The sequence below is a fragment of the Pseudomonas sp. FW305-E2 genome, from assembly GCF_058782925.1.
This window is the reverse complement of the sequence record NZ_JBYSYE010000007.1, coordinates 147421-162860: the sequence shown is the minus strand read 5'-3', so window position 1 is coordinate 162860 and position 15440 is coordinate 147421. Positions and strand designations below refer to the sequence as shown.

Here is a 15440-nt window from a genome sequence, read left to right as displayed (position 1 = left end):
ACCCGCGAAGGGGCCGGCACAGCCCATAAAAACCTTCAGCTCCAGCTCAGAATCGGCCACCCATTGATCTCGGCATGCTCGCGCAACACCGCATCCGGGTTCACCACATGCGGGTGATCCACTCTCAACAACAACGGCAAGTCATTCCTCGAATCGGAATAGAAACTCGCGCCCTCCAGGTTCTCCTGCTCCTGATCCAGCCATTCCAGCAACCGCGTGATCTTGCCCTCACGATAGGTCAGCACCCCGTGGGTCTTGCCGGTGTACACCCCGTTCACAGCCTCAAGCTCGATGGCCAGGTATTCATCCACGCCCAGTCTCGCGGCAATCGGCCCGACCAGGTGCGTTCCCGAAGCGGAAATGATCAGGATGCGATCCCCACGCTTGCGGTGCTCGGCAATGCAGCGGCAGGCGTCACCGTAGATGATCGGCTCGATCACTTCTTCGACCCACGGTGCCACCAGGTGCTCGACTTCTTCCAGGGTACGCCCGGCAATCGGCTCCAGGCTGAAGGCCATGTAGTCCTCCATCTGCAGGTGGCCCCTGCCATAGGCTTCCATCAGTTCATGGTCGCGGCGCAGGAAATCCTTGCCGTCGACCCAGCCCAGCCGGGCCATCTGCTCGCTCCACAGTGATGCGCAGTCGCCGTGGATCAGGGTTTCATCCAGATCGAAAATTGCCAGTGCCATTGTGTTGAGTCTCCTTAAGCCACTTCCCGCAGCGCAGTGGGGTCGATCGACACGCTTACCCGTTTTCCGTCCGCATGCAAGTCGGCCGGCGAGCGGTTGAGCACATCGACCACCAGCTCCACGTCGCGCACCCGCACCCGGTAGCGGATCACGTTGCCCAGCAGGCTGTGGCTGCGCACCTCGGCGTCCAGCTCGCCGTGCACGCCTAGGGTGATCGACTCTGGGCGGATCGCCAGGCGGCTGGCCACCGGGCGCTGCAGCAGGCGGCTGGCGCTGTCGGCGTCGAGCAGGTTGTAGTTGCCGATGAAGCCGGCGGCAAACAGGTCCACGGGGGCGGTGTAGAGGGTTTCGGCATCGCCGCTCTGGACGATGCGCCCCTGGTTCATCAGGAAGATGCGGTCGGACATGGTCAGCGCTTCCTCCTGATCGTGAGTGACGAATATGGTGGTCAGCCCCAGTTCGCGCTGGATGGCGCGAATCTGCTCGCGCAGGTGCTTGCGGATACGTGCATCCAGCGCCGACAACGGTTCGTCGAGCAGCAGCAGGCGCGGGCGGGTGACCAGTGAGCGTGCCAGGGCCACGCGCTGGCACTGGCCACCGGAAAGCTGGTGCGGGTAGCGCTCAGCGAACTTGCCCAGCTCCACCAGCTCCAGCACCTCGCGTACCCGCAGCTGGCTTTCATCGGCCTTGACCTTCTGCATGCGCAGGCCGAAGGCGACATTCTGCTCCACGGTCATGTTAGGGAACAGCGCGTAGCTCTGGAACACCATGCCGATGCCACGCTTTTGCGGGCTTAGCGGCACGATGTCCTGGCCGTCGAGCAGTATCTGCCCGCTGTCCACCGAGGTTAGCCCGGCAATGCAGCGCAGCAGGGTGGACTTGCCGCAGCCAGACGGGCCGAGCAGCGTGACGAATTCGCCACGTTCGATGTGGCAGTCGATGCGCTCGAACACCGGGCTGCCGGCGTAGCTTTTCTGCAGTTTCTGTACACTGACGAAGCTCATGTCAGGTCTTGTCCTTGTTCAGGCGGTTGGCGACCCAGGTCAGTACCAGCACGAAGGCGAAGTAGGAGATAACCAGCGCGCTGTTGAAGTGGCCGCTGCTGTTGCGCATGTTGTTCAGGTACACCTGCAGGGTCTCGTAGCGGGTGCCGACCAGCAGGTTGGCAAACACGAATTCGCCGAACAGGAACGAGAACGACAGCAGCACTGCCACCATCAGGCCCTGGCGCAGGTTCGGCAGCACCACCAGCAGTGCGGCCTGCCAGGTGCTGGCGCCGAGCAGCTGCGCGGCGTCCATCAGGTCGCGCAGGTTGATGGCCTGCAGGTTGTTGGTGATGGCCCGGTACATGAACGGCAGGGCGATGGTGAAGTAGCAGCCGATCAGGATCCACGGTGTGCCGACCATGGCCATCGGCCCGCTGCCATACAGCTGCAGCAGCCCCACCGACGACACCACCGGCGGGACCGCGAATGGCAGCAGGATGAGGATGTTCATCAGCGCGTCGAGCCGTGGGAAGTGGTAATGCACCACGAACAGCAGTGGCAAGATCAGCACCACCGATAGCAACAGTGCGCCTACGCACACCAGCAGCGACTGGCCGAACGCGGCGAGGAAACGCGGCTCGCTCCACAGCGCCGCATACCATTTCAGGGTCAGGCCACTGGGCAGCAGGCTCGCCGACCAGCTGGTGGCCAGCGAGTAGAGCAGGGTGCCGGCCAGGGGCAGCAGCAGGATCAGGAACAGCAGGTAGACCACGAGGCGGTGGTACCAGCCGCCGGAGCGGATGTCAGCGCGCATGGTAGCTCCTTTTCAGCAGCCATTGATGCACCACCGTGACCAGCGTCATCAGCCCCACCAGCACCATCGCCAGGGCGCTGGCCAGGTTCGGATCGAGGCTGATTTCGCCTGCCACCAGGCCGGCGATGCGGATCGGCAGTACGTTGAAGTTGCCGGTGGTCAGTGCGTACACGGTGGCGTAGGCGCCCAGGGCGTTGGCCAGCAGGATGATGAAGGTGCCCAGCAGTGCCGGGGCCAGCACCGGCAGGCCGATGTGTCGCCAGTACTGCCAGTGGTTGGCGCCCAGCAGCGCGGCTGACTCGCGCCAGTCTTCGCGCAGGGCGTCGAAGGCGGGGTACAGCAGCAATACGCCCAGCGGGATCTGGAAGTAGGTGTACACCAGGATCAACCCGCTTTTGGAATAGATACTGAAGTCTTCCAGCAGGCCGACCTGCTTCAGCAGCAGCGTCAGCGCGCCGTTGAAGCCAAGCAGGATGATGAAGGCAAAGGCCAGCGGTACGCCGGCAAAGTTGCTGGTCATGTTGGCGAAGGCGCTGACGAAGTCGCGCAGCTTCGAGTCCACCTGGCGCAGCGAGTAGGCGCCGAGGGTAGCGATGACGATGCCGAACACGCTCGACCAGAAGCTGATTTCCAGGCTGCGTTGCAACGCCTGCAGGTAGAACTTGGAGGCGAACACCTTGCTGAAGTTGTCGATGCCCCAGCCGGCCTCCGATTGCAGGCTGTTGATCGCCACCCAGGCCAGCGGGGCGACCTGGAAAATGACGAAAAACACGGCGAACGGCAACAGGCAGAGCAGGGCAAGGTAGCGGCCACGCATGCCGCCATTCACTTCAGCAACTCCCGGCAAACCGTCTTGTCGTGCGCGGCGCCCAGCAGCTCGCAGATGGTGCCGCACAGTTCGGTTTGCAGCGGCTTGGCGGCCGGGTCCAGGCTGAAGGCGTCGCCGAAGACGAACAGCGGCACTTCACGTTCTTCAGCCAGCAGGCCGTTGTGCGAGCGGTCGTTGTTCATGCCGTGGTCGGCGGTGACCAATACCTGATAGCCCTCTTCGAGCCAGCCAGGCAGGTAGTCGGCCAGCAGAATGTCAACGCTGCGCGCAGCGTTGCGATACTGGCTGCTGTCCAGGCCGTGGCGGTGACCCACGTCGTCAACGCTCATCGGGTGCACCAGCAGGAAGTTGGGGGCGTGACGGCGGCGCAGGTACTCGCCATCGGCCAGAAGGTGCGAATCAGGGTAGCGGTCGTCCCAGTAGAACAGCCCGTGCTGGATCGGCAGCTTCGGCGCGTGGGTATGGCGGTCGCGCTGCGGATCGAAGGGCGAGCGGTTGTACAGCTCGCTCATCCAGTGGTAGGCGGCCGCTGCGGTGCCCAGGTTGGCCTCGCGGGCGTAGTGAAACACGCTGCGTTGGTTGGACAGGCGGTTGATGTTGTTGTGCACGATGCCGCTGTCGATCGGTGGCACGCCGGTGAGGATGCATTCGTACAGCGGCCGCGACAGCGAGGGCAGCTCGCATTCCACGCGGTACAGCGCGGCGCGATCTGCTTCGACGTAGGCGTGCAGGTGGCCCATCGCATGGTGGGCGACCTGGTAGTTGAGGCCGTCAAGCAGGACCAGGATGACGTTGTGTTGCATGTTTTCTCCAGTCATGAACCGCGTTGGCACCTTCGCGGGTAAACCCGCTCCTACAGGTATCGCGTATCCCTGTGTAGGAGCGGGTTTACCCGCGAAAGGGCCGGATCAGTCGCTACAAAGCCCAGCCCCTTACTCCATCTCGATGATCACCTGCTCCTGCCACATCTGCGGCAGTTTCTTCGAGGTGGCTTCCCAGGCTTCGGCATTCTTGATCGGCTGGGCGGCACCGTACTGGTCGTTGGGCAGCAGCTTGGCCTGCACATCCGCCGGCAGCTTCAGGTGCTCGGCCCGGATCGGCCGTGCATGGCCCTTGGCCAGGTTGATCTGTCCGGCGTCGCTGAAGATGTATTCACGGGTCAGCTTGGCCGCGTTGGGGTGCTTGGCGTACTTGTTGATGACCGTGGTATAGCCGGAAATCACCGAGCCGTCCGAGGGAATCAGCACTTCAAAACGTTTTGGGTCGATCTGTTCACGGTAGCTCAGGCCGTTGAAGTCCCACACCACGCCAACTTCCACCTCGCCCTTCTCCAGCGTCTGGATGGTCGGGTTGGCCAGCGACAGGCGCTTCTGCTGCGCCAGCTTGGTAAACAGTTGCAGGCCTGGCGCCACGTTGGTCTCGTCACCTTTGTAGGCGATGGCCGCAGCCAGCACACCGTTGGCGGCCTGGGCTGCTGTGCCGACGTCGCCAATAGCGACCTTGTACTTGCCTTTTTCCAGGTCATGCCAGGTTTTCGGCCGGTCGCCTTCCTTGACCAGGTCCTTGTTGATGATGAAAGCGATGGTGCCGGTATAGGCCAGCGCCCAGTGGCCGTCCTTGTCCTTGGCCCATTCCGGCACCTGGTCCCAGGTGCTTGGCTTGTAAGGCTGGCTGACGCCCTTGGTCACCGCGATCGGGCCGAAGGCCGCACCCACGTCACCGATGTCGGCGCTGGCGTTGTCCTTCTCGGCTTCGAACTTGGCCAGTTCCTGGGCCGAGCTCATGTCGGTGTCGCTGTGTTTGAGGCCGTACTTGCTGGCCAGGTCTTCCCAGGTGCCTTTCCAGTTGGCCCAGGCGTCGGGCATGCCCACGCTGTTGACAGTGCCTTCCTTGCGGGCGGCGTCTTCCAGGGCCTTGAGGTCAGTGCCGGCGGCCATGGCCGTGGTGCACAACGCGATGGCCGAACCAAGCAGTGACGCCATGAAGAACTTTTTCATCCGAAGCTCCTTTGGGTGGGTGCCTTTGCGATCGTTGTTCTGGGTAAAGCCGTTGCAAGCCTTTGACTGGCACCTTTGGTCTAGGTCAGCAAACCTTGAGCCAAGGTAGGCCGCTTGCGTGACAGTTTGATGTAGGGAGGGGGCCGGCAAGGGCCCTGAAGCTACAGCGTAGACCAGGTAATCGCCCCGGTTCTGCTGGCTTGGCGCGTTTCTGGCAGTGCCTGGCCCACGCTTTGTCACAGGATGTTCATCAGCCCTGCCTAGGCTTGCACTATTCTCAACCTGCCCTGTGATGGGGCTGGACTAGTCCAGATAGGTAACCTTTCGATGCAGTCGACGCCCCCGCGTGCGGTAACAGCCATCTGCCATGCCCTGCAGGAGCAGATCGAGCATGGCCTGCTGGCGCCGGGCGGCAAGCTGCCGGCCGAGCGGCGGCTCAGCGAGGTGTTCGACACCACGCGCATTACCCTGCGTGAGGCGTTGGTGCAGCTGGAGGCCCAAGGCTTGATTTACCGCGAAGAGCGCCGAGGCTGGTTCGTTGCGCCGCAACGCTTGACCTACGACCTCATCGAGCGCAGCCATTTCCATGCCATGGTGCGCGATCAGGGGCGGGTGGCCAGTACCGAACTGCTGTCGGCGAGGCTGCAGCCGGCTTCGGCGGCCATCTGTGCACGCTTGCAGCTGCCGGCGTTGTCCAGCGTGGTGCGCGTCTGCCGGTTACGGCGGATTGACGGGCGGGCGGTGCTGTATGCCGAGCATTACCTGAACCCCCGGTACTTTCCAGGCATTCTCGAACACGACCTGGCGCAGTCACTGACCGAGATTTATGGGCGGGTGTATGGCATCGAGTACGGGCAGGTGTGCTTCGAGATCCTGCCGACAGCGTTGCCGGTGGAGGCGGCAAGCGCTTTGAAAGTGTCGGCGGGCAGCCCGGGGTTGCACATTACCCGGGTCAACAGCGACCAGCATGGGCACTTGATCGACTGTGACCTCGAGTATTGGCGGCATGATGCGATCCGCATTCGGGCCCAGGCGGGATGAGGTGTTGCCTTCTTGGCGGGTAAACCCGCTCCTACGAGCCGGCCTCTGTCATCCCACCCCCACCGGCTGTCACCACCTGCACCGACAACCGCGGCGTCGCCAGGTCCAGCCCGGCTTCATCCAGCTGCCGCTTCAAGGCCAGGTTGAACGCCCGCGACACCTCCCACTGCTTGATCGGCGCGGTCTTGAACCGCGCCCGCAAGATCGCCGACCCTGACTCGAAGCTCTCCACCCCCTGTAGCTCCAGCGGCGACCAGATATTGCGGCGCATCAGCGGGTCATTGCGCAGCTTCTGCCCCACTTCGCGAACCAGCGTGATCGCCTGGTCGATGTTCATGCTGTGCGGGATTGCCACGCGGAAGATCGCGTAGCCGAACTCCCGCGAGTAGTTCTTGATGCTCTTGATTTCGCTGAACGGGATGGTATGCACAATGCCGTCGATGTCGCGCAGGCGCACGGTACGAATGGTCAACCCTTCCACCGTGCCCAGGTGGCCGCCGACATCCACGTAGTCGTCGATGGCCAGCGAATCTTCGATGATGATGAACAGGCCGGTGATCAGGTCGGCCACCAGCGACTGCGCGCCAAAACCGATGGCCAGGCCGATCACACCGGCACCGGCCAGCAGCGGGGTGACGTTCATGCCCATGTTGGCCAGGGCGACGATGACCGCGATGATGAAGATGACCACGAACATCACGTTGCGGATCAACGGCATCATGGTTTGCGCACGGGCGTTGGCCAGCCCCCGGCGCGAGCGCACCAGGGCATGGTGTACGGCGGTGTCGGCAAGGATCCACACCAGCCAGGCCACGAGCAGCGTGCCGGCCAGGCCCAGCAGGCGCAGGCTGATGTCATGGCCGTCGCCCTCGGCGAAGCTGATCATCGACACGCCCCACACGCGCAGGCCCAACTCGATGAACACCAGCCAGATGAACAGGTGCACCAGCAGGTAGCCGAAGTTGCGCAGGCGCTCGGTGTACACCGCCTGGCGCTTGCTGGCCCGCTTGGGGTTGGCGGCATGGCGGCGCACCAGGCCGTTGAGCACCATGCACACCACCACCAGCACCGTGCACATCAGCGACTGCCGCAGTGCGGTGCTGGTGTCGCCAGCGGAGACGAAGGTGGCGAACAGCGAAATGGCCACCAGGATCAGCGCCGGAATGAACCAGAAGCTGCCGAGGATCTCGATGGTATCGCTGAGGGTGCGTCGGGTCAGGCGCCGCGACAGTGGCTGGTTGCGGATCAGGTGGGCGATCGGCCTGCGAAAGCGCAGGATGAACAGCCCGGTGCACAGTGCGGCAATCACATTGGCCAGGGTAGCCAGGGCGTGGGCCAGGTGGGTACCGAGGGCAACCAGCATGCGTGGATCGCTCATCGCCTCGCCAAACGCGGCGAAGCTGCCGATCAGCCACAACGGGCGAAACGCCTGGCGCCGCAGGATGTGCAGGGCGCGGTGGCGGTGTGGGCCGTCCAGCAAGGAAAAGGCGATGACGCAAATGGCCGAAAAGCAGGTACCGACCACCAGTGCGTAGGCCAGCACCATGGCCAGGGATTTGCCCAGCGATGGCGGCAGCACGAAACTCAGGTACACCGTGAACACCAGCGCTACCAGCCAGGGGCCGAGCTTGCGCAAGGCAAAGCGCACCAGGTCCCAGGTACGCGGGTGCTGTGGCAGTTCTTCGCTCAGGCCAAAGCGCAGGCGTACCCGATGGCCGACCCAGTTGAAGGCGTAGGCCAGCACACTCCACACGACAATCACTGCAGCAAAACCGAACAGGATTGGCGGCCACTGGTGCACGGGCACCACCAGTTCGGTCAGTTCGGCCTGGGCTTGTTCGATTTCTGCGGCCCAGCGGTGGAATGGACTGGCATCGCCGCTGAACTGTTTTTCAAAGTCATGCAGGGCACCGCCGATCAGGCCGAGCACGCCCTGTTCAACGCTGGGTTGCGATTGCCGGGTGGCGTCGCGCAGTTTTTTCAGGTCGGCCAGCAGCTTGGCCCGTTGCTGGTCGTTTTCGAGGTTCTTGATCACCTCGTCCAGCGACTTGCCCAGCGGCTCGGTGGCTTCAGGCTGCGCGGGCGCACTGCCGCCCAGCAGGCCAGGCAAGCCCGCCGCTTGTACCGGGGCGATGAACAGCAAGAGCAACAGGAACAGGTAACGCAGGAGGGCAGGCACTGGCAAATCTACCTCAGGTCAAACGATTGACCGAGTGTAGAGGTTTATGTCGGCAGTTTCTCGAGGATCTTCCAGCAGGTGAGGCCGAAAATACCCAAGGTGCCGACCCACATCATCAGTACACCGATGTTGCGTTCGCGCATGCTGAAGCCGATGGTCAGCAGCATCAGGAACAGGAACACCGGGACGAACAGTGACAGGAACGGGGACATGGACAGCAATCCTTTTGCAGTGGGGCCATGTAACAAGCATAGCGCTTGGCAAACGAGGCGTGATTGACCTTGAGCATGTGTAAGCAGGCTCGGCCTGTTCGCGTCGAACCGCCGCGAATAGGCCGGGCCTGCTTACATCAGGGCAGTTCGCGGCTACGGTAGAACGCGGTCAGTACCTTCACCAGGTGCGCCAGGTCATGGCTGCCGCACAGCTCGCGAATGGAGTGCATGGCAAATGTCGGCAAACCGATATCTACCGTGCGCACACCCAGGTGGCTGGCGGTGATCGGCCCGATGGTCGAGCCACAGCCCATGTCGCTGCGCACCACAAAGCTCTGCACCGGTACTTCCTCGGCCATGCACAAGTGGCGGAAGAACCCGGCAGTCTCGCTGTTGGTGGCGTAACGCTGGTTGTTGTTCACTTTGATCACGGGCCCGGCGTTGAGCTTCGGCCCGTGGTTGCCGTCATGCTTGTCGGCGTAGTTGGGGTGCACGCCGTGGGCGTTGTCGGCCGATACCATCAGCGAGCGCTGGAGGGTGCGCACATAGGTGTCGCCATCGGGTAGCAGGCGCTGCAGGGTCTGCTCCAGCATCGGGCCATCGGCACCACAGGCCGAGCAACTGCCGACTTCTTCGTGGTCGTTGCACACCAGCACACAGGTCTCGTCGCTGTCGGCGGCCAGCAGGGCCTGCAAACCGGCGTAGCACGACAGCAGATTGTCCAGGCGGGCGCCGGCGATGAAGTCGCCATTCAGACCGATCAGCGCGGCGTCCTGCGTGTCATAGAAGCTCAGCTCGTAGTCCAGCACCACGTCGGCGATCAGCTCGTGCTCGCGGGCCAGTTGCTCGGTGAGCAGGGCGCGGAAGTCGATGCGTTCGTCACCGGCCACTTGGGCGAGGATAGGGGGCAGTTCGTTCTGCGGGTTGATCGCCCAGCCTTCGTTGGCGGTACGGTTCAGGTGGATCGCCAGGTTGGGGATGATCGCGATTGGCAGCTTGAAGTCGATCAGCTGGCTTTCGACCTTGCCGTCACGGCGGTAGGTGACGCGGCCGGCCAGCGACAGGTCGCGGTCGAACCAGGGTGCCAGCAACGCGCCGCCATACACTTCCACGCCCAGTTGCAGGAAACCCTGGCGCTGCAGCTCGGGCTGAGGCTTGACCCGCAAGCACGGGCTGTCAGTGTGGGCGCCGACCATACGGATGCCATTGAGCAGCGGCGACTGCTTGCCCAGTTTGATGGCGATAATTGAAGAATCGTTGCGGGTGACGTAGTAGCGGCCGCCAGTCTCGGGGTCCCAACTGTCGCGCTCGTCCAGGCGCTTGTAGCCGGCCGCCTCAAGGCGCTGGACCAGGCTGGCGGTGGCATGGAAGGGCGTGGGGGAGGCCTTGAGAAATTCGATGAGGCCGGTATTCAGTGCGTCGCGCATAGCTCACTCCAGACAGCAGTGGCGCGAGTTTAACGCAGAATGTCGACAATTTGTGTCTGCATCTCGCGGCTAACGCCGCTACCACAGGTATTACACAGCCCCTGAGCGCAGCGCGGTCCCTGTGGGGGCGGCTTCAGCCGCGAAGAGGCCGGTACAGGCCCTGCGAAATCAGAACGGTGCCGGGCACTCGAACTTCAACCGCTGCCCGGACACCGGGTGGGTAAAGCTCAGCATCGAGGCATGCAGGCACAGCCGCTCATGGGCCGCCAGGGCTTGCGGGTTGGCGTACAGCCGATCACCCAGCAGCGGGTGCCCGATCGACAGCATATGCACGCGCAGCTGGTGCGAACGCCCGGTAATCGGCGTCAGCTCCACCCGACAGTGATCGCCGCAGCGTTCGACGATACGCCAGAAGGTCAGGGCGTGTTTGCCCTGCTCGTGGTCCACCACATGCCGTGGTTTGGTCGGTGGGTCGTAGCGCAGTGGCAGGTCGATGCTGCCGCTGTCCAGCGCCGGCTGGCCCCAGCACAGCGCGGTGTAGGCTTTTTCGGTTTCACGGTCGTGAAACTGGCGCGACAGCTCGCGGTGGCTATCGGCATCGCGGGCCAGCAGGATGATGCCGGAGGTTTCCCAGTCCAGACGGTGCACGATCAGCGCATCGGGGTAGCCGTTTTCCTGCAGGCGGGTGATCAGGCAGTCCTTGTTGTCCTCGGCACGGCCAGGTACCGACAGCAGCAGGGTCGGTTTGTTGATCACCAGGATGGCGGCGTCTTCGAAGAGGATCTGGACATTCGACAGCGGCATTACAGGTCTCACGAAAATAGCAGTAAACGCTGGGGCCGCTTTGCGGCCCTTCGCGGGCAAGCCCGCTCCTACAAAGGCTATGCATTCCCCTGTAGGAGCGGGCTTGCCCGCGAAGGGCTGCAAGGCAGCCCCAAATTGTCGACTACGCGGATCAGCGATCCGGCAGGGTGATGTTCAGCTCCAGAATCGAGCAGCTGCCCTGGTTTTCCAGCTCGATATGCACATCATCGTTGCCGATGTTCACATATTTGCGGATCACTTCCAGCAGTTCTTTCTGCAGCGCGGGCAGGTAGTCCGGTTCGCTGCGTTGGCCGCGCTCGTGCGCCACGATGATCTGTAGACGCTCTTTCGCTACCGACGCGCTGGTCTGTTTCTGTCTGCCACGAAAGAAGTCAAAAAGGTTCATGGTTTATTTGCTCCCGAAAATGCGCTCGAAGAATCCCTTCTTCTGTACATCGATGAAGCGCATCGGCTTCTCTTTGCCCAGCAGGCGGTCGACCGCATCACTGTAGGCCTGGCCGGCATCGCTCTGGTCATCGAGAATGACCGGGATACCTTGGTTGGACGCCTTGAGGACGGCCTGCGATTCCGGGATCACACCCTTGAGTTTGATCGACAGGATTTCTTCCACGTCGGCCACGCTCAGCATTTCGCCTTTGACGACGCGCTCCGGGTGGTAGCGGGTGATCAGCAAATGCTCCTTGATCGGCTCTTCACCGTTTTCGGAGCGGCGCGACTTGCTCGACAGAATACCCAGCATGCGGTCGGAGTCACGTACCGACGAAACTTCCGGGTTGGTCACCACGATGGCTTCGTCAGCGAAGTACATGGCCAGGTGAGCACCTTTTTCGATACCGGCCGGCGAGTCGCAGATGACGTACTCGAAGTCCTTCTTCAGGTCCATCAGTACCTTTTCCACGCCTTCCTGGGTCAGCGCGTCCTTGTCACGGGTCTGGCTGGCGGCCAGCACGTACAGGTTCTCGAGGCGCTTGTCCTTGATCAGGGCCTGTTGCAGGTTGGCTTCGCCGTTGACCACGTTGACGAAGTCGTACACCACGCGGCGTTCGCAGCCCATGATCAGGTCGAGGTTACGCAGGCCCACGTCGAAGTCGACAATGACGGTCTTGTGGCCGCGCAGTGCGAGGCCGGTACCAATGGCGGCGCTGGTAGTGGTCTTGCCCACACCCCCCTTGCCGGAAGTAACCACGAGAATCTTGGCCAAGGTGTTTCACCCCTAAAAATAGTCGGGACACTTGTCCCTGCAAAAAACTGAAATAGCTAAATAAAGGCAACGGTAAAAAAGTTGCTCTAAAAATGCTGGCAAGTATCCGTTAAAGACGGGTGATGTTCAACACGTCACCAGACAGGCTGACTTGCACGCTGGTCCCCCACAGCGGATCCCGGCGCAGGTCTTCGCAGACTTTGTACTGGCCGGCGATCGAGACCATTTCGGCGGTCATCTGCTGGCAGAAGATACGCGCCTTGGTGTTGCCTTTGATGCCGGCCAGGGCGCGGCCGCGCATGGCGCCGTACACATGGATGTTGCCATCGGCCAGAAGTTCCGCACCTGGGCTGACCGAACCCGTCACAACCAGATCACCGCCCTGAGCATAGATCTGTTGGCCGCCGCGTACTGGCGAAGTAATGATGCGGGTCGGGCGCACCTCGGGTTCGGGGGGCGGTGGTGGCGCCGGGGCCGGCTCGGGCTTTTTGACCACCTCGGGCTCGGGCTCCAGCGGCCGTTCGCGGGCCCCCGAGGGCGGCAGCACCGGCAGGTCGATGGCGATGGCGGCGGCGATGTCCTCGATGCGGTTGGCGCGGATGGCCAGGGTACGCAGGCCGTGGTGTCGGCAGATCCGCATCAAGCCGGGCAGGTCGATTGCCCCTTCGTCGGCCGGCAGCTTGTCCAGCGCCAGCACCAGCGGTGTATTGCTGAAGAAGTTCGGGGCCTGGGCGACTTTGGCCGCCAATTGGCGGTCGAGGGCTTCAAGGTCATTGCGCGCCAGTTCCAGTACCGTAATGGCGAGCATGCTGCCCTTGAGCTGGAACACGGAGGCGGTGTCGGGTGTGTGGTTTGGGCTCATGGTCTGCATAGACGGCTTGTTGCGAAAAAAGTGCCCTGACTTATAACGAGAACACCGGTTGCCCGCAACATGCGCTGATCCGTTGTAGAATGCGCGGCCTTTGTCTTTCCGGATGCTTCAATGGAACGCCCGCGTTTTCGTCCCTATTACCTTCACCCCAAGTTCTGGGGCCTTTGGCTGGGCCTGGGCCTGCTGTGGCTGGTGGTTCAGTTGCCGTACCGGGTGCTGCTGAAGATCGGTGCCGCGCTGGGCGCCGTCATGTATTGCTTTGCCGGTGAACGTCGGCGCATCGCCGCGCGCAACCTGGAGCTGTGCTTCCCGGAGCTGTCGATCGACGAACGGCAGCGTTTGCTCAAGGCCAACTTCGCCTCTACCGGCATCGCCTTCTTCGAAATGGCCATGAGCTGGTGGTGGCCCAAGGCCAGGCTGGCGCGCCTGGCCCATATCGAGGGCCTTGAGCACCTGCAGGCCGCCCAGCAGGCGGGGCAGGGCGCGATCCTCATGGCGGTGCACTTCACTACCCTGGAAATCGGTGCCGCACTGCTCGGCCAGCAGCATACGATCGACGGCATGTACCGCGAACACGGCAATGCACTGTTCGACTTCATCCAGCGCAGCGGCCGCGAGCGTCACAACCTTGATTCGCTGGCGGTGGAGCGCGAGGACGTGCGTGGCATGCTCAAACTGCTGCGTTCGGGCCGGGCGATCTGGTACGCACCGGACCAGGACTACGGCGCCAAACAGAGCCTCTTCGTACCGTTGTTTGGCATCCCCGCAGCGACGGTCACCGCTACCACCAAGTTTGCCCGGCTGGGCAAGGCGCAGGTGATTCCGTTCACCCAGAAGCGCCTGGAGGATGGCAGCGGCTATCGTCTGGTCATCCACCCGCCGCTGGCGGACTTCCCCGGCGAGAGCGAGGAAGCCGACTGCCTGCGCATCAACCAGTGGGTTGAACGTGTGTTGCGCGAGTGCCCCGAGCAATACCTGTGGGCGCACCGGCGGTTCAAGTCGCGGCCCGAAGGGGCGCCGCGGCTGTATGACAAGAAAAAGCGCTGAACCTTGTAAGCAGGCCTGGCCTCTTCGCGGGTAAACCCGCTCCTGCAGGATTACCACAGGTTCTGCATATTGCGGGGCCCTGTGGGAGCGGGGCCACCCGCGAAGAGGCCGGGCATGAAAGCACCTTGACCCCAGGAAGGACTCCATGGCTCCACCCCCGGTAACCGGTCTCATCCTTTCTGGCGGCGGCGCCCGCGCTGCCTACCAGGTCGGCGTGCTGGCGGGCATCGCCGAGTTGCTGCCCGCCGGCGCGCACAACCCGTTCCCGGTCATTGTCGGCACCTCCGCCGGGGCCATCAACGCCGTCACCCTGGCCAGTGGTGCCGTGCACTTCAATGAGGCCGTGCAACGGCTCACTGCCTTCTGGCAGAACTTCCGCAGCCATCTGGTCATCCGCAGCGACTGGCCCGGGGTCGTGCGCCAGGCTAGCCGCTTCGTCGGCCACAGCCTGCTGGGGCTGGGCGGCCAGGCCCCCGTGGCGTTGCTCGACAGCAGCCCTTTGCGCAGCCTGCTGCAAACGCACCTGAACCTGGATGGCATTGGCCATGCCTTGGCCGCCGAGCAATTGCGCGCCGTGGCAGTAACCGCCTTTGGCTACGAGTCTGGCCAGGCGGTGACCTTCTACCAGGGCCGTGGCACCATCGAGGCATGGCTGCGCCACCGGCGTATCGGCGTACCCGCACCGTTGACCATCGACCACCTGCTGGCCAGTGCGGCGATCCCGCTGTTGTTCGCCCCGGTGCAACTGGGCGGCGAGTATTACGGCGACGGTGCAGTGCGCCAGTCGGCGCCGATCAGCCCGGCCTTGCACCTGGGCGCCAGCCGGGTGCTGGTGGTCGGGGTCAGCGGAAACCCGCAGCGGCCAGCGCCACCGGTGCCGCCCCAGCGCGTGTTCAGCGGGCAGCAGCCGAGCCTGGCGCAGATCGGCGGGCACCTGCTCAACAGTACGTTCATTGACAGCCTGGAAGGCGATATCGAACTGCTGCAGCGCCTCAACCACTTGAGCGGGCTGTTGCCGCCGCACCTGGATGCCCGGCGCCTGGGGCTGGCACCGATCGACGTGCTGGTGGTGGCGCCCAGCCAGCCGCTGGATGAGATTGCCGCTCGGCACCGCCGCGAGTTGCCGGCGGCGTTACGCCTGTTTTTGCGGGGGCCGGGGGCGACGCGCACCAGCGGGGCGGGGGTGTTGAGCTATTTGCTGTTCGAGGCCAGCTATTGCAGTGAACTGATCGAGCTGGGGCGGCGCGATGCCCTTGCCAAGAAGCGCGAGCTTTGCGAATTCCTGGGGATTTGATGGTGCCTGTGCGGGCCCTTTCGCGGGT

General features: G+C 63.3%; 16 protein-coding genes. 3 read left to right on the top strand and 13 right to left on the bottom strand.

The genetic code is table 11. From position 1 onward, the window contains the following. Positions 1-35: 35 nt before the first annotated feature. The 6 genes from AC3WLP_RS09430 to AC3WLP_RS09405 form a co-directional block, all read right to left on the bottom strand. Positions 36-689 (bottom strand): HAD family hydrolase, encoded by a 654-nt coding sequence (locus tag AC3WLP_RS09430; protein ID WP_003252546.1) that lies wholly within the window; start codon positions 687-689, stop codon positions 36-38. A gap of 14 nt (positions 690-703) precedes the next feature. Next, positions 704-1693, bottom strand: a complete 990-nt coding sequence (locus tag AC3WLP_RS09425) for an ABC transporter ATP-binding protein (protein WP_088513592.1) — start codon at positions 1691-1693, stop codon at positions 704-706. 1 nt (position 1694) lies between these two features. Beyond that, entirely contained in the window at positions 1695-2489 is a 795-nt protein-coding gene (locus AC3WLP_RS09420; protein ID WP_003252553.1) for an ABC transporter permease, read from the bottom strand. Next, positions 2479-3306: an ABC transporter permease gene (locus tag AC3WLP_RS09415; protein WP_178085895.1), complete on the bottom strand. Its 828-nt coding sequence runs from the start codon at positions 3304-3306 to the stop codon at positions 2479-2481. The genes AC3WLP_RS09420 and AC3WLP_RS09415 overlap by 11 nt, the downstream gene beginning before the upstream one ends. Before the next feature lie 8 nt (positions 3307-3314). Next, on the bottom strand, positions 3315-4121 hold the full coding sequence (locus AC3WLP_RS09410) for an alkaline phosphatase family protein (RefSeq protein ID WP_003252558.1): 807 nt from the start codon (positions 4119-4121) through the stop codon (positions 3315-3317). 129 nt (positions 4122-4250) lie between these two features. Continuing rightward, a complete protein-coding gene (locus AC3WLP_RS09405) occupies positions 4251-5315 on the bottom strand; it encodes an ABC transporter substrate-binding protein (RefSeq protein WP_003252561.1) in 1065 nt (354 codons plus the stop codon). Positions 5316-5642: 327 nt separating this feature from the next. On the opposite strand from AC3WLP_RS09405, the gene AC3WLP_RS09400 reads away from it, so the two are divergent. Beyond that, positions 5643-6356 (top strand): UTRA domain-containing protein, encoded by a 714-nt coding sequence (locus tag AC3WLP_RS09400; RefSeq protein ID WP_003252562.1) that lies wholly within the window; start codon positions 5643-5645, stop codon positions 6354-6356. Positions 6357-6387: 31 nt separating this feature from the next. Here AC3WLP_RS09400 and AC3WLP_RS09395 read toward each other — a convergent pair whose 3' ends face one another. The 7 genes from AC3WLP_RS09395 to minC all read right to left on the bottom strand — a co-directional run bounded on the left by AC3WLP_RS09395 (position 6388) and on the right by minC (position 13071). Then, a complete protein-coding gene (locus AC3WLP_RS09395; protein WP_088513594.1) occupies positions 6388-8535 on the bottom strand; it encodes a mechanosensitive ion channel family protein in 2148 nt (715 codons plus the stop codon). A gap of 44 nt (positions 8536-8579) precedes the next feature. Further along, positions 8580-8747, bottom strand: coding sequence for a hypothetical protein (locus AC3WLP_RS09390; protein WP_003252566.1), 168 nt, complete (start codon positions 8745-8747; stop codon positions 8580-8582). 137 nt (positions 8748-8884) lie between these two features. Beyond that, the gene (locus AC3WLP_RS09385; protein ID WP_012053413.1) at positions 8885-10174 is read right to left on the bottom strand and encodes a M18 family aminopeptidase; all 1290 of its coding nucleotides are present in this window, start codon (positions 10172-10174) and stop codon (positions 8885-8887) included. A 168-nt stretch (positions 10175-10342) separates the two neighbouring features. Beyond that, positions 10343-10978: an RluA family pseudouridine synthase gene (locus AC3WLP_RS09380; protein ID WP_019436776.1), complete on the bottom strand. Its 636-nt coding sequence runs from the start codon at positions 10976-10978 to the stop codon at positions 10343-10345. 151 nt (positions 10979-11129) lie between these two features. Next, on the bottom strand, positions 11130-11384 hold the full coding sequence (gene minE, locus AC3WLP_RS09375) for a cell division topological specificity factor MinE (RefSeq protein ID WP_003252572.1): 255 nt from the start codon (positions 11382-11384) through the stop codon (positions 11130-11132). Positions 11385-11387: 3 nt separating this feature from the next. Then, complete coding sequence (gene minD, locus AC3WLP_RS09370) at positions 11388-12200, bottom strand: septum site-determining protein MinD (protein ID WP_003252574.1); 813 nt, start codon at positions 12198-12200, stop codon at positions 11388-11390. A gap of 109 nt (positions 12201-12309) precedes the next feature. Next, the gene (gene minC, locus AC3WLP_RS09365) at positions 12310-13071 is read right to left on the bottom strand and encodes a septum site-determining protein MinC (RefSeq protein WP_088513595.1); all 762 of its coding nucleotides are present in this window, start codon (positions 13069-13071) and stop codon (positions 12310-12312) included. A gap of 111 nt (positions 13072-13182) precedes the next feature. On the opposite strand from minC, the gene AC3WLP_RS09360 reads away from it, so the two are divergent. Continuing rightward, positions 13183-14118, top strand: coding sequence for a lipid A biosynthesis lauroyl acyltransferase (locus tag AC3WLP_RS09360; protein ID WP_088513596.1), 936 nt, complete (start codon positions 13183-13185; stop codon positions 14116-14118). A gap of 145 nt (positions 14119-14263) precedes the next feature. After that, on the top strand, positions 14264-15412 hold the full coding sequence (locus tag AC3WLP_RS09355; RefSeq protein WP_014754205.1) for a patatin-like phospholipase family protein: 1149 nt from the start codon (positions 14264-14266) through the stop codon (positions 15410-15412). Positions 15413-15440 lie beyond the last annotated feature (28 nt).

Bases quoted from the DNA above. Each gene is read 5' to 3' on its own strand.
- AC3WLP_RS09355 (WP_014754205.1), top strand. From the start codon at position 14,264: ATGGCTCCACCCCCGGTAACCGGTCTCATCCTTTCTGGCGGCGGCGCC.
- AC3WLP_RS09415 (WP_178085895.1), bottom strand. From the start codon at position 3,306: ATGCGTGGCCGCTACCTTGCCCTGCTCTGCCTGTTGCCGTTCGCCGTG.
- AC3WLP_RS09390 (WP_003252566.1), bottom strand. From the start codon at position 8,747: ATGTCCCCGTTCCTGTCACTGTTCGTCCCGGTGTTCCTGTTCCTGATG.
- AC3WLP_RS09405 (WP_003252561.1), bottom strand. From the start codon at position 5,315: ATGAAAAAGTTCTTCATGGCGTCACTGCTTGGTTCGGCCATCGCGTTG.
- AC3WLP_RS09410 (WP_003252558.1), bottom strand. From the start codon at position 4,121: ATGCAACACAACGTCATCCTGGTCCTGCTTGACGGCCTCAACTACCAG.
- AC3WLP_RS09400 (WP_003252562.1), top strand. From the start codon at position 5,643: ATGCAGTCGACGCCCCCGCGTGCGGTAACAGCCATCTGCCATGCCCTG.
- minC (WP_088513595.1), bottom strand. From the start codon at position 13,071: ATGCAGACCATGAGCCCAAACCACACACCCGACACCGCCTCCGTGTTC.
- minE (WP_003252572.1), bottom strand. From the start codon at position 11,384: ATGAACCTTTTTGACTTCTTTCGTGGCAGACAGAAACAGACCAGCGCG.
- AC3WLP_RS09380 (WP_019436776.1), bottom strand. From the start codon at position 10,978: ATGCCGCTGTCGAATGTCCAGATCCTCTTCGAAGACGCCGCCATCCTG.
- AC3WLP_RS09425 (WP_088513592.1), bottom strand. From the start codon at position 1,693: ATGAGCTTCGTCAGTGTACAGAAACTGCAGAAAAGCTACGCCGGCAGC.
- AC3WLP_RS09385 (WP_012053413.1), bottom strand. From the start codon at position 10,174: ATGCGCGACGCACTGAATACCGGCCTCATCGAATTTCTCAAGGCCTCC.
- AC3WLP_RS09430 (WP_003252546.1), bottom strand. From the start codon at position 689: ATGGCACTGGCAATTTTCGATCTGGATGAAACCCTGATCCACGGCGAC.
- AC3WLP_RS09420 (WP_003252553.1), bottom strand. From the start codon at position 2,489: ATGCGCGCTGACATCCGCTCCGGCGGCTGGTACCACCGCCTCGTGGTC.
- AC3WLP_RS09360 (WP_088513596.1), top strand. From the start codon at position 13,183: ATGGAACGCCCGCGTTTTCGTCCCTATTACCTTCACCCCAAGTTCTGG.